This is a genomic window from Amycolatopsis sp. H20-H5, from assembly GCF_035828755.1.
Taxonomy (GTDB): domain Bacteria; phylum Actinomycetota; class Actinomycetes; order Mycobacteriales; family Pseudonocardiaceae; genus Amycolatopsis.
Genome location: NZ_JAYMZS010000005.1, coordinates 141,229 through 155,132 on the forward strand (window position 1 = coordinate 141,229; position 13,904 = coordinate 155,132).

Consider the following 13,904-nt stretch of genomic DNA (forward strand, 5'->3'; position numbering starts at 1 on the left):
AAAATGGCTCTTTACCGAATGCCGGTCTCCAGTGAGGATGAGAAATAGATCTTCGTGAGGGAATAATCTGAATAGTCGTTAGCCGGATGGGAAGGGTTTGTCATGACCACCACCGTTTCGCACGATCTGTACTACCGAAAAATGGACCACGTCTTCGACATGCTCGACGTGACGAAGGACGCGCACCTGGCCGAGGATGACTTCGCTGAACTGGCGGCCGGCATCTCGGCGATCGTGCCGGGGCAGCATAATCAGCAGAAGATCGCGGCCTTCAGGGACGCCATGCTCGGATGGTTCCACGCGCTGCTTCTGGCGCAGGGCTTACCGATGGACGGCAGTATGGAACGGGAGCAGTTCCGTGCCGCGATGGTCAAGGTCATCCTGGGGGAGGGCAGGTATGTCGAGGTGTTCGAACCCGTCGCGGTAACGTGGTTCCGATTGTACGACGCAGACGACAGCAATTCTCTGAGCCTCGAAGAATTTCAGGTGTTGAGCAGGGCGCTACAGATATCCGAGGCCGATACCGAGGCCGGATTCTGCAAGTTCGACTTCAATGGGGACGGAGAGTTGTCCGAAGAGGAGTTCCTCACGGTCGCTCGCCAGTTCTACGCGGGCGAAGATCCGGACGCGCCCGGAAACTGGCTGTATGGTCCGTTCTAAACAGAAGTACCTCGGTAGTCCCTCATGCCTGTCGCCAACTAGGCGACGGGCATGAGGACGAACAGTGACCTTCGCAGAGCTGAAGGACGCTTCGTACTGTGACGCTGCCGTGAGGCCGGCAGGGGGCAGCACAATGCGGATACGACGTCGCTGGGACCTTACACCACGTGGTGCAAAGAACTCGCCGGCCGATCAAGGGAGGAGCGTCAGGTTGGCCCTGCGATGGTTGCCGAGCGCTGCTTCGAGTGTCGTACTCGGCTGTCCGTTCGTGTGGCGCCGGGCGAGGGCATAACGTCCTCATGCAAACTTTGTCCACCTTTCCGGTGACTCCGTTGGCGGTGGCGTGCGGCTGTTGCCACTGTTCGGTTGTGGCACTCCGAAGCAGAGGGGGACGGCAGTGGTCGACACCGCCCGCAGGACCGCGGGTCCTCGGGATAGGTTTGAGCGGTGGGCCGCGCTGGTCTCGCGGTGGCGCAAGGCGGTGATCGGTGGCTGGCTTTTCGTTGTCGTGATGGGACTCTTCGGGCTGCCGCAGCTGCTGGGCGCGCTGACCTCGCCGCCGTTCGAGGTACCGGGCTCGGAGTCGGCACGGGCCAGTGAGGTGCTCAGCGAAGGCATGCCGTGGATCGGCAAGGACCTGATGCTGACCGTGCTGCACGCCGACGGGCCAATGGCGGCCGACCCGGTGTTCCGTGACGCGACCCGGGCCGCCACGGCCGCGTTGTCCCGGCAGCCCGGCGTGACCGGAGTGCTGCCCCTGCCAGTCGCCGGGGACCACGCACCGGTCTCCGCTGTCATGGAACCGTTGCGCGGCCTGTGGAAGGACCCTCACACCGCGTACCTCGTGGTCGGCACCTCCGGTGACAGCAGGCAGCGCCAGGACCTTGCGCCGGCGCAGCGAGCCGCCGCGGACCACGCGGCCGGTGCCGCCTCGGCCGGCGCGGTGCATGCCTACGCGGTGGGGGTATCGGCCTACGGCCAGGCCGCGCAGTTGGTGGAGGCCACCGATCTGCTGCGCATCGAGCTCGTCGCGGTCCCGGTCGCGATCCTGGTGCTGCTGCTCGGGCTGCGGGCGGTGGTGGCGGCGCTGCTGCCGGTGGTGGTGGCGGGCGCGTCGGTGATCGTCACCTTCGCCGGTTTCGCCGCGACGATCGGCGTTCTGCGTCCGGACGGCATGCTGCTGAGCGGTGTCGGCGCGGTCGGGCTTGGCGTTGGCGTCGACTACGCGTTGTTCGTGGTCGGCCGTTACCGGGAGGAACTGGCCGAGGGCGCGTGTCCCGAGCGGGCGATCGGGGTGGCGCTGGCCACCAGCGGGCGCACTGTGGTGTATTCGGGCGTGATCGTGTTCCTGTCGGCGGCGGGCATGCTGCTGGTGCGGTGGCCGGTGTTCCAGCAGTTCGCGTTCGGGATCGCCGCGGTGATCGTGGTGGCGCTGGTGGCCTCGCTGACCTTGCTGCCCGCGCTGCTGGTGTCTACGACCCGGTGGCTGGAATGGTCGCCGCGCTGGCTGCGGCCGGGAAGCCCGGTGCCCGCCTCCGGCGACGACAGGCTCGCACGCTGGGCACAGCACCTGATGCGACATCCGTGGCCCTACACCGTCGGCGTCTTCGCCGGCCTGCTGCTGCTCGCCTTGCCCGCCATGGATCTCAAGCTGGGCTTCGATCTGGAGCGACGCGCGCTGGCCGAGACTCCGTTCGGGCACGGGCTCGCGGTGATGGAACAGGACATGCCCGGAGCGCCCGGTAACGTCATGGTGCTCGTGCGGCGGCCGGAGTCCGCGGCCGAACCCGGTACCGGAGCCCTGCTGGCAGCGCTGAGGGCAGACCGTGCCGTCACCGCAGTGACCAAAGCGGACAACGGGCACGATCTCACCGTGTTGGTGCTGTTCGGCGCCAGTCCGGCGGACTCGGCGGGCGTGGTCGACCTGGTACGGCGGATCCGCGCGGACATCGCCCCCGCTACGGCGCCGCCGGGCACCACGGTGCTGGTCGGCGGCTCCGGTGCGCTGATGGCCGACGTCCTCGCCGAGGTGACAGGCAAGCTGTGGTGGGTGGTGGGAATCGTTCTGGTGCTGATGTTCGGGCTGTTGGTCGTGCAGTTGCGCAGCTTGCTGCTGCCGCTCAAGGCGATCGTGATGAACCTGCTCGCCACCGCGTCGGCGTTCGGGCTCGCGGTCGTGCTGTTCCAGCGGGGAGCGGCGCAGGACGTGCTGAGCTTCACCAGCGTGGGCACGGTCTGGCCGCAGATCCCGATCCTTGTGTTCGGGCTGCTGTTCGGGCTGTCGATGGACTACGAGATGTTCCTGGTGCGGCGGATCCAGGAGGAGTACCGGCGTACTGGCGACAACACCGCCTCGGTGGTGGTGGGACTGCGCCGCACGGCGCGGCCCATCGCGCTGGCCGCGGTCATCCTCGCGACGGCCTTCGGCAGCGTGCTGCTGTCCCGGCTGACCGGCCTGAAGGTCTTCGGCTTCACCATCGCCGCGGCGCTGCTCATTGACGCCACCGTGATCCGTCTCGTGCTCGTTCCCGCACTGATGCGCATCCTCGGCCGCTGGAACTGGTGGCTGCCCGCCCGGGTGCTCCGGAGCCCGAGGTGACTGGCGAGCGGCCGGTGTCCGCGGTGGACTGGGCGGCTCTCCGCCTGCAGGACCGGTATCCGCGCAACCCGATGGAGGTCGGCGCCATCCTTCGCTTCGGCGGTCCCTCGCCGCGAGTGGGTGAGTTCCGGCGGCACCTGGCCGCCAGCGTTCCCGAGCTGTGGACTGTGCTGGTGAGGCCGCCGGGACGGCGACGGCCGGGCTGGGCCGCGCGTGAGCCTGACTGGGAGGGCCTGGTGCGCCATCGCGCGCTGCCGGAAACATCGGGGGAGACGGGACTGCGCCTTGCCGCAGAAGAAATTCAGGCTGCGCCGCTTCCCCGCGAGGGGCACCTGTGGCGGACCTGGCTGCTCGACGGTTACGCCGAAGACGAGTGGGCGCTCGTCATCCAATGTAGTCACGCGCAGTTCGACGCCGCCGGGCTGTGGGGACTCGCCGCGCGTTGCTTCCCCTCGGCGGATGCCCGCCCGGCGAGACCAGCGCGGCCACCGCGGAAAAGTGTGGACCTGTGGACGGTCCTCAAAGGCCTGGCTCGGTACGCGCGTGGCTTCTTTCCCCTCTCCGGACGAACTTTCTCGTCCCACGGCCTCACCGGTGAGCGACGGCTGGTGTTCGAGACCGTCGAGCTCGCCCGCCTCACCCGCATCGGTCATCGCCACGGCGCCACGGTCAACGAAGTCTTCCTCGCCGCGCTGGCCGGCGCGTTGCGCGCCTGGCCGCACACGCCCTGGCGAACCGGCCGCCCGGGCGCGGTGTGGACGTTGCTCGGGATCGACATCCGCGCGTTGGACGGGACACCCGGGCCGGGCAACCGGCTGGCGGTCACCCGGTACCGGCTGCCCTGCGACGAAGCCGACGCGACGGTCCGGCTGAGGCTGCTGGTCCGGACCGGGAGCGCGACCAAGAGCAGTGGTGCGGCCAATGTGGGCCGGGCCGGTATCCGGTTGCTGCCGGACTGGCTGCTGGGGCTGCTCGCGCGGTGGTCCCTGTCGCGGTGGTACACGGAGATGATAGTCGCGAACGTGCCCGGCCCGGCGATCCCGCCTGTGTTCGGAGGACGGAACCTGCGCAGCACTGTCCCGCTCGGCCTGCTCCAGCACGGACGCCCACTGGGAGTGTTCCTTAGTTCCGTTGCCGGGCAAGCGACGCTCAACGTCACCACCGACTCGTCGCTGCCATCCGGGGCCGGGCTGGTGCGGTTGTGGCTGGCCGCCCTTGACGAACTGGACGGGTGACTAGGGCGTGGCCAGTTGCCAGCCCCGGATACTCGCTTCGAGGTAGCCGAGACCGATCGGCGGCGCCGTAGCCGGACCGAGCAGGGCGCGCACCCGTGCGTCGTCGAAGCGGCGGTGGTGCCGGGTGTAGGCCAGCAGGGACGCGTGGTCGCGGACGACGGTCTCCAGCGGCGAGGGATGCGCCGGGGCTCTTGGCACCAGCTGGAAACGCACCGGCAGGACGCGGTTGAACGCGGTCAGCAGATCGCTCACCAGGGTGTCGCGCGGGTGCACCACGTGGTAAGTATCCACACCGGCTGATTGGTGTCCGGCCAGCCGGACCATCGTGTTTGCGGCGTGCTCTGCCTGCAGCAGGTTGAGCACGGCGGTGCCGTCACCGGGCACCCGGACCACGGGCGGAGCAACGGGAGCGCAGTTGGAGAGCGGCCCCTCGATGAGCTCCGCGAGCGCGCTGAGCGGATGCCGCGGCAGGTCCGGCCCCAGCGGCAGGTCGCTGACGAGCCCGGCGGGCCGGAACACCGTCACCGGCAGCTGCGTCTCGGCCGCCCACTGCCGGAGCAGCACTTCGGCCTCGTACTTCGTTCTTTCGTAGGAATTCTCGAAGCCGCGGCCCGCGTCCAGCCAGTCTTCGCCGATCAGGCCGTGGCGGCGGGCTCCCGCCACGGCGATCGTGCTGACATGCCGGACCGCGGGCCGCCGCGGCGCGGCCGCCGCCAGCTCCAGCACGTGCCGCACACCGGTGACGTTGACACGCCGCAGCTGCTCCAGGTCCGCGCCCGGGGAGATGTCGGCCGCGCAGTGCCACAGCACGTCCAGCCCGCCGGCCAGGTCCGTGAACTCCGGTTCCGGCAGTCCCAGTCGTGGCCGCGTGATGTCGGCTCGGACCACGCGCACGCGGCTCTCGGTGCCTGTCAACCGCAGGAACCGGTCGATCCGCCCGCGCACCGCCGACTCCTCGGCGCGGGCCAGCACGGTAATTCTGCTGTGCCGCGACAGAAGCTCGCGCAGCAAATGCAGGCCCAGGAATCCGGTGGCACCAGTCATCACCACTCCGCGGTCAACCACCGGCTCAGCTCACCACCGGAGTCATCCGCGCGAGCACGGTGCGAGCGAGATCGGCCAGCGTGCTTCCGGCGATCGCCAGCACGGGCAGATCGCAGCCGAGCAGGCGGCGGACAGCCACTAGCATTTCCGTCGCCAACAAGGAATCGAGCCCGAGCTGGTCCAGCCGCTGCGTCGGATCTATCCGGTCCGGAGTGGTCTGAAGCACGGCCGCGAGCAGCTTGATCAGTGCTTCCTGGACGAGTTCGTGCGCTTCCTCGGGTGTCGTGCCGGTCAGCGACTGGAGGAACTCGTCGCGGTCCTGCCCGGGACCTTCCGCCACCGGCGGCACCACCAGGGCGAACCGCGATCCCCGGACACCGGTCAGGATCTCACGCAGCCGGCTCCAGTTGATTCCGGCGACAACCAGCACATCGCTGCCAGAGCCGAGCAGCGCATCGAGCCCGGCCAGCGCCGCCTCGGGCTCCATCAGGCGGATTCCCATGCCGGACAGCATTTCTTCGGTACCGGTGCGGGCGACGTAACCGATCTCGCCGATGGCACCCCACTCGACCACGCTCCCCGGCAGGCCGCGGGCACGCCGGTTCCTGGCCACGGCGGCTAGTACTGAGTTGCCCGCACAGTAATTGCTCTGCCCGACCTGCCCTACCACCGCGGTCAGCGAGGAATACAAGACGAAGAAGTCGAGCTCCCGATCGGCGGTGAGTTCGTCGAGGACGAGCGCGCCCTGCGCCTTGGGTGCCAGTGCCGTGCGGACACGATCTTCGTCGAGGTCGAGCACTGTCGCGTCGTCGAGCTGCATCGCGGCGTGCACCACTCCGCGCACCGGGTGGCCACTCGCGTCGACCGCGGCGAAGACCTCCCGCAGAGCGCCGGAATCGGTCACATCGGCCGCGTAGGCGGTGGCGGCGACACCGCGCGTTGCCAAGTCGGCGATGAGACCGGCCGCTTCAGGGGAATTCGATCCCCGGCGCCCCAGCAAAGCCAAGTGCCGCGCGCCATGGTCCGCCAACCATCGGGTCGTCGCCGCGCCGAATCCGCTCAGGCCGCCGGTAACGAGGTAGGTCGCGGCCGGATCGAGCCGCGGCCGGTCCGGCAGGCGCTCGATCGGCGGCCGCTGCTCGAACGAGACGACCACCTTGCCGATATGCCGGGAGTGCCGAAGCAGCTCGAAGGCCTCGCCGATCCGGGCGGCCGGGTACACCGTGTGCGGCAGAGCGGCAGATTCCGTCGCCAGCGCGCCGAACCGCGAGGCGGCCACGGCCGGATGCGCGGGATCCATGGTGCTCAGGTCCACGCAGAAGAAGCTGATGTTGCGCTCCATCGCGCGCAGCAGCACCCGCTTGTTCTCCAGCACGTCCCGCTTGCCGAGCTCGACGAAACGCCCGTGCGGGCGCAGCAGTTCGAGGCTGCGCGGCACCGCCTCCCCTGCTAGGGAGTTGAGCACGACGTCGACGCCCCGGCCGCCCGTGACGGCCAGGATCTCGGCGGCGAACGTCAGGCCGCGGGAGTCGAAAACGTGCTCGGCTCCGAGCGTCCGCAGCAGTTGCCGCTTGACCGCAGAGCCCGCGGTCGCGATGACCGTCGCCCCGCGCCGCCGGGCGTACCGCAGCGCGGCGAGGCCGACCCCACCGGCTCCACCGTGCACCAGCACCACCTCGCCCGGAGCCAGCCTCGACAGAAAACCCAGGCTGTGCTCGACGGTGGCGGTCGCCACAGGCAAGGTGGCGGCCTCGGCCCACGACATCCCGGGCGGGACCAGCGCGAGGTCCGCGGCGTCGGCGACCGTGTGCGACGCCAGCGTTGCCGGGGCAAGGCCGAAGACCCGGTCGCCCGGCCGCAGGCCGACGACTTCCGCGCCCACCTCGACGGCCACTCCCGCACACTCGAAACCGAGGCCCCGGGCGGCGAACGTGCCGTGGATCGCCTCCGGCGGCAGCGCGCCGACAGCCGTCAGCACGTCCCGGTAGTTCAAGGCCGCGGCCTCGATACTGACGAGCACCTCGTGCGCCCCCGGCCGGGCCGTCTCCGCCGGGCCCCAGGAGAGCCGGTAGGACAGACCAGGATCCAGCAGACGCAAGGCATAGGGCGCGGAAGAGCCGGGCACCGGAACCAGGAAAGTGGACGCCAGTAACCGGGGGACGAACCGCCCCGGACCGGTCAGTACTACTTCATCCTCTTGGGACGGCGAGAGGATTTCCCGAGCCAGCCGATCCGCGTCTTTTTCACCGCGGGAGAGGGAGATCCGGCGCAGGTTGAGCTCGGGTTGCTCGTTGGCCAGTACTCGGGCGGCGCCCCAGGCTGCGGCGTCAGCCGGAGTCTCGGGTCGTTCGGGGAACGGTAGTGCGCCACTCGGCCGCGTCACCAGCCAGCAGGTTATGTCTACTTCGGACGCCAGCTGGCCGAGCCTCGCCGCGACTCGGCGCAGCAACGCCGACCGCTTCACCATCCGGTCGGTGGCCTCAGCCGGAGTTTCCACCCGATCCGGAGCGGCGAGCAGCAGCACCACTCGCAGCGGTCCGCCGGCACGCCCGAGTCCATCCACTGTGGACATTTCGACTTCGCCGCCCGATCCGGTGAGTATCTCGGCCAGTGCGGTGGCGAATCCCGCCTCCGAGTCGTCCTCGGGCACCACTGCCCACCGGACTCCGAGGGGGGACGGCGGCAGCGGCACGACGGATTCGGACACCGGGGCGCGAGTGGCCACGAGAACCGAAGCGGTGCTGCGCAACGGTTCCTCGTCGGCGCCAAGCCTAGCCAGGTCAGTGAAGCCTGCCTGATGCAGGACCTCAAGCCACTGAGTGCGGGACAGCAGTGGCGAGCCGGTCCTCAACTCGGTGTCGGTGTAGCCCCAGAAGCCCTCCAGCAGCCCGAACGGCACGACCATCAGCTCGGGATCGTGCACCTCGAAAGCCAGCAACAGGCCACCGCCGGCCAGCAGCCACCCCAGCTCCCGGGTGGAACCGACCACATCGGCTGTGACGTGCAGCGCGTTGGCGGCGATCACCAGATCGAACCCTGCCTCCGGGAAGCCCTGCGCACCGAGGTCCTGTTCGAGGTCCAGCGAGTGGTACTCGACGAAGTCGTAGGCCGCGAACCTGCTGCGCGCGCAGGGAAAGAAGGCGGTGCTGACGTCGGTGAAGACGTACTGTGTGCGGTCCGCCGGTAGCAGCGGCAGCAGCGCGGCCGTGGTCCCGCCGGTCCCGCCGCCGACCTCCAGCACGCGCAGCGGCCGGTCCGCCGGCCAGCCGGCCACGATCTCGGTGAGCACGTTCCCCAGCAGTTCGTTGTGGTAGCGGGACAGCGGCGTCACGTCGTAGGACTGCTCGATGAACGTGGCACAGTCGGTGAAGACCACCTCCAGCGGATCCGCCCGGCCGAGCAGCAGCTCCGGTAGCAGGCTCGCGACATGGTCGACGAGCACCAGTTCGCAGGCCTGGCCGGGAAAGTCCGCCAGCAGCCGCTCAAGTACGCGGCCAGGCTCCCCGTCCCGGTACCGCACCGCTATCGACAGCAGGAGTTCGACCAGCCGCTCGTAGCCGGGCCGCACTCCGGCTGCCAGGAGGTCCTCCCACGTGAAAGCCGCCTGCTGGGGGAGGATCCTTCGCAGGGCGGCACGAATGTGGTGGGCGATAGCCTCTTTCGCCCGAGGCAGGTAATCCCCGGCGATGTGTGCGAAAGCCTCGGACACTGGACGTAGAGCCGCCGCCGCGGCAAGCTCCGAAGCACCCGGCATCGGCGTACCCGTCACCGTAACGGTTTCGTAGGGAGCCGCCCGCAGCACGGTGACGTAGCTCCGGGCCGCCTCGGCCGCGGTTATGTCGAACCGTCGCAGCCACGCATCCCGCGTTTCGAGCGCGACCACGCCGTCCTCACCGCAGATTGTGATGTCCCACCGCGCGTAATCGCGCTCGCTCGCCACGGCCCGTACGTGCACGAAGCCGCGCGCGGGAGGCTGATGCCACAGCCGGACTGTCCCGAGCAGGTGGGGGAGGAAAGTGTCGCCGCCAGGCAGCAGCGGAGCTCCTGCCTGGAGTGCGCCGTCGAGCAATGCCGGATGGACCTCGTATCCCGTCTGCGCCAGATCGAGCCGGTAGGCCGCGACAACCTCGCCCGGCCCGTGGCGGATCTCCGTGAGCACACGGAACGCCGGGCCGTAGCCGAGCCCGCATCGCGTCGCTGCCGCGTAGAGTTCGGCGGCGTCGAGGTGGCCGGGCAGCCTTGCCAGCAGCCCAGGGAGATCGACAGCGGCGGGCTCCGGCTCCCAGTGCCGCCGCACGCGCCCGGTGGCGTGCTCTTGCCAGTCCAGCCCGGCACCGGTGCGGCTGGCCGCCCGCCACACACCGTCCTCTTCGGACAACGAGAACTGGAGGGTGGTGTCCGGTGGATCCTGCGGCAGTACCAGTGCCGTGTGCATCCGCAGGCCGGTGACCTCCACCGCGGCCTCGTGTACCCGGCGACCCGCCGCGAGCGCCATCTCGGCGAACGCGGCCGCGGGCAGCACCACCGCCCCGCCCACCTGGTGGTCTGCCAGCCACGGCACGCGCGCCGGTTCGACGGTGTCGCGCCAGGTCGGCTCCAGCACGTTCATCCGCTGGCCGAGCAGCGGATGGTCGGTGCTGCCGTCGCCGCCGTCGCGCGACCAGCCGTGCCGGGTGCCGTTCCAGTGGCGCTCGCGCTGCCAGGGATAGGCCGCAAGGTCCAGCACCCGGCCGGGCTCGGGAAAGTAGCTCGCCCAGTCGATATCCGCACCAGCTTCGAGCAGGTGCTCGACGATGGTGTCCACCGTGGTCACGCCGCCGCGTTCGAGAGTGCCCAGCACGGCCGCCTCGGAGGCCACCCGCCGCAGGTAGGTGCGCAGCACCGGATGCGGCCCGACCTCCACGAAAACGTCGACACCTTCGGCAAGCAAGCCGGTGACCGCGTCGGCGAACAACACCGGCTCACGGACGTTGCGCCACCAATAGCCCGCGTCGAGCTCCGTGCCGTCGACCGCGGTCCCGGTCACCGTGGAGATCATCGGCAGCCGGGTCGCCACCGGCCTCAGCCCGGCGAGCCGGTCGCGCAGCGGTCCCTCGATCGGATCCATCGAGCGGCTGTGGAACGCGTGGTCGAGCTTCAGCTCGCGAAAGAAGACACCTTGCTCCGCCAGCCGCGTTCCCAGCTCGGCCAACGCGCTCGCGTCGCCGCTCACCGTGACGTCCTGCGCGCTGTTGATCCCGGCGATCTCCAGCGTGGGCCAGGGGAGCAGCGCTGCGCGGGCGTCCGCGGGGGACAGGCCCACCGCGGCCATCCGGCCCCGGCCTGCGGTGGGCGACTGGGCGCGGCTGCGCTCGGCGATGACCCGGCAGGCGTCGTCGAGCTCCAGCGCACCGGCCACGTACGCGGCCGCTACCTCGCCCACGCTGTGGCCGGTCACGGCGGCCGGAGTGACTCCCTTGGCCCGCAGCGATTCCGCCAGGCCGAGCTGCACCGCGAACAGTGCCGGTTGCGCGAAGTCCGTTGAGGACAGCCGCGGGCTCCGGCCCGCCAGCTCGTCGAGCACCGACCAGCCCAGGTACGGGCGCAGCGCCGCGTCGACCTTCGACACCGCGGCCCGGAATACCGGATCGGCCAACAGCAGGTCCGCGCCCATCCCCGCCCAAGCGGAACCGTTGCCGGAGAAAACAAACCCGACTCGGCCCCGCTGAGCCGCTTGCCCAGGGCCAAGGACCGGGGAGGTCAGCCTTTGCACGGCCTGCTGGCTGTTGGTGGCGAGAATGGCCAGCCTGTGTGGATGGTGGCTGCGCCGCCGCGTCGCGGTGAAGCAGAGGTCGTAGAATTCTTCCGCCGGAGCATCGCCGAGTTGCTTGGCCAGGAGCCCTGCAACCTTCGTCAGCGCCTCTGGCGTGCGCGCGGAGACCACCAGGGGAAGCTTGCCGTGCCTCGGTTCGGCTCTGGCGGATCCGGCCGGAGCCGAACCGAGGACCACGTGCGCGTTTGTGCCGCCGAACCCGAACGAGTTGATCCCGGTCACCGCAGGCCCGTCGGCCCGCCACACTGTCGCCGAGATCGCCGGAGCCAGGGCGAGCCGGTCGAAATCGATCTCCGGATTGAGCGGGGAAGCGTGCAGCGATGCGGGAATCTCCCGGTGCCGTAGCACGAGGATCGCTTTGAGCAATCCCGCGATGCCCGAGGCCGCTTCGAGGTGGCCGAGGTTGGTCTTGACCGAACCGATCGGCAGCGGCCAGGTGCGGGCGCCGAGCGCCTGGCCGATGGCTTCGCACTCCACTGGATCGCCCGCCGCTGTGCCGGTACCGTGCGCTTCGAGGTACCCGACCTCGTCCGGCTCGATCCCGGCCCGCGCGTAGACCTCCCGCAGCAACGCGGCCTGTGCGTCGGCGCTGGGCAGTGCCAGTCCCGCCGTCCGGCCGTCGTTGTTGATTCCGGAGCCGCGGATCACCGCGTGCACCCGGTCGCCGTCGGCGAGCGCGTCGGACAGCCGCTTCAGCACCAGTACGCCGCCGCCTTCCGCGCGGACGAAGCCGTCGGCCTCGGCGGAGAAGGCGCGGCAGCGTCCGGTCGGGGACAGCATCGTCGCCTGCGCGAACCCGACGAAGGTGTGCGGGTTGAGCAGTACGTTCACCCCGCCGACCAGCATCACGGGCCCGGCTCCGCCTCGCAGGCTCTCGCAGGCTTGGTGCAGCGCGACCAGCGACGACGAGCATGCCGTGTCGACGGTCATGCTCGGCCCGTGGAAGTCGAAGAAGTGGGAGAGCCGGTTGGCCGCGATCGCGGCCGAAACCCCGGTGTTGGTGTAGGCGTTGGCGCTGCCGGGGTCCGACTGCTGGACGCCGCCGTAGCCGACCTCGGACAGCCCGACGAAGACGCCCGCGCCGGTTCCGGCCAGCGCACGCCAGTCGGCACCGGCGTCGTCGAGCGCTTCCACCGCCATCTCCAGCAGCAGTCGCTGCTGCGGATCCATCCGGCTCGCCTCGCGCGGGGAGATACCGAAGAACCCGGCGTCGAACTCGGCGAGATCGACGCCGGTGAGTACTCCGGCGGCGGCGGTGTAGCTGCGGCCCGGCCGCCGCCCCGGCGCGACGAACCGGTCGGTGTCGAACCGCTCCGGGGGAATCGTGCTCACCAGGTCCAGCCCCGCCGACAGCGCCGACCACAGACCGCCGAGATCGCTGATCCCGCCGGGCAGTCGGCAGGCCACACCGGTGATGGCGATGTCCCCGGCCGGGGCGGTGACGACGGGCTCGGGCATGGTTCTCCTCGGGCTGGCGGCAGGCATTCCGTGAATCGATCCTTGCCCTCGCCGGAGTGAATAGTCGACTCTCTGAACGAGTGACTGGCTCCCCTTTCGAGTGCTAACGCACGGTGAACACGATTCCGCTGAAAATCGCTAGGCCTTATCGCGCCCACTGTCCACGGTCTTCACCCGAAAGCTTGAGGCACAGAGGTACCCCGGGTTCTGTGGAGTGATTTCGGGGCAGCACGGTTCATTTTCACATTCGCGCGTGTGATCATGGGTGACCTAAGTCCTGTCTGCGGAAACAGAGCTAAGGAGCCGAAATGACGTATCCCGATGAGACGAAGGCCAGTCCGCGCCGCGCGGCCGGAGCGCGATGGGGTGCCGTCGCGGGCGTCGCCGTGCTCACCGTGGGTGCGAGCATGGCCGGCTCCCAGTTCTTCGGCGCCGGCAAGGACACCACCCCGGTGGTTCTCCAGGCCGCGGCCTCCTCGTCGGCGACAGCCTCGGGTCAGGTCATCTGTACGATGATTCTGGCGGTGGAAGCGTCCGGGATGAAAAGCACCGCCACTCCTGTCGAAATCGCGCTCACTCCGCAGACCTTCACCTGCGGCGAGGGCGGGGCCTCGAAGATCATCGGCGGTAAGTTCGAGGCAGCGGAGAAAACGAAGGGCACCGGAAACTGTCACGCGTTCACACTGGACAAAACCAGTGTCAACATTGCCTGGACCACCACAAATGAAGCAGACGCCAAGACGAGCAAGCTCACGATCGACTCGGTGTCCTATAAGGATGACGAGCTGCCCGTCGTGGGAAAGGTCACTGTCACCGGTGAGCTCGAAGGTGCCACAGCCACGCTTTATCCGGACCCGGAGGACCTGGCCAAGATGACCGAAACCGTCGACGCGCAGTGTCAGGAAGGCAAGGAGAACAAGGTGATCAAGACCTCGGGCTCGTTCAAGGTGGCCTTCGCGCCGAAGAAGACCTGACCCGGGCGGCGGCAGCTCGTCACAGGAGCAGCAAGCGCTGCGACTTGGCCGCTTCGGGATTTGCCTACGGGCAGGAAGACCGTGACGAGCCATCGCTGCTCGTCGGCGCTGCTATCGGCGAG

The 13,904-nt window shown here is 69.3% G+C and carries 6 protein-coding genes; 4 read left to right on the plus strand and 2 right to left on the minus strand.

What is annotated here, in order from left to right; translation table 11 throughout:
* Positions 1–102: 102 nt before the first annotated feature.
* The 3 genes from QMK34_RS04305 (at position 103) to QMK34_RS04315 (ending at position 4,494) form a co-directional block, all read left to right on the plus strand.
* Positions 103–660 (plus strand): EF-hand domain-containing protein, encoded by a 558-nt coding sequence (locus QMK34_RS04305; RefSeq protein WP_326411695.1) that lies wholly within the window; start codon positions 103–105, stop codon positions 658–660.
* Positions 661–1,171: 511 nt separating this feature from the next.
* On the plus strand, positions 1,172–3,259 hold the full coding sequence (locus tag QMK34_RS04310) for an MMPL family transporter (RefSeq protein WP_326411697.1): 2,088 nt from the start codon (positions 1,172–1,174) through the stop codon (positions 3,257–3,259).
* Complete coding sequence (locus QMK34_RS04315; protein WP_326411699.1) at positions 3,256–4,494, plus strand: wax ester/triacylglycerol synthase domain-containing protein; 1,239 nt, start codon at positions 3,256–3,258, stop codon at positions 4,492–4,494. Before QMK34_RS04310 ends, QMK34_RS04315 begins: the two co-directional genes overlap by 4 nt.
* Here the strand turns inward: QMK34_RS04315 and QMK34_RS04320 are convergent, their stop codons facing one another.
* Both QMK34_RS04320 and QMK34_RS04325 read right to left on the minus strand, forming a co-directional pair.
* A complete protein-coding gene (locus QMK34_RS04320) occupies positions 4,495–5,538 on the minus strand; it encodes an SDR family oxidoreductase (RefSeq protein ID WP_326411701.1) in 1,044 nt (347 codons plus the stop codon).
* A gap of 25 nt (positions 5,539–5,563) precedes the next feature.
* On the minus strand, positions 5,564–12,808 hold the full coding sequence (locus QMK34_RS04325) for an SDR family NAD(P)-dependent oxidoreductase (protein ID WP_326411703.1): 7,245 nt from the start codon (positions 12,806–12,808) through the stop codon (positions 5,564–5,566).
* A gap of 407 nt (positions 12,809–13,215) precedes the next feature.
* Between QMK34_RS04325 and QMK34_RS04330 the strand changes: the two genes are divergently transcribed.
* On the plus strand, positions 13,216–13,782 hold the full coding sequence (locus tag QMK34_RS04330) for a hypothetical protein (RefSeq protein ID WP_326411705.1): 567 nt from the start codon (positions 13,216–13,218) through the stop codon (positions 13,780–13,782).
* The last annotated feature ends 122 nt before the right edge of the window (positions 13,783–13,904 follow it).

Coding starts and splice junctions, on each gene's coding strand:
- QMK34_RS04325 (WP_326411703.1), bottom strand. CDS start 12,808: ATGCCCGAGCCCGTCGTCACCGCCCCGGCCGGGGACATCGCCATCACC.
- QMK34_RS04330 (WP_326411705.1), top strand. CDS start 13,216: ATGGCCGGCTCCCAGTTCTTCGGCGCCGGCAAGGACACCACCCCGGTG.
- QMK34_RS04320 (WP_326411701.1), bottom strand. CDS start 5,538: ATGACTGGTGCCACCGGATTCCTGGGCCTGCATTTGCTGCGCGAGCTT.
- QMK34_RS04305 (WP_326411695.1), top strand. CDS start 103: ATGACCACCACCGTTTCGCACGATCTGTACTACCGAAAAATGGACCAC.
- QMK34_RS04310 (WP_326411697.1), top strand. CDS start 1,172: ATGGGACTCTTCGGGCTGCCGCAGCTGCTGGGCGCGCTGACCTCGCCG.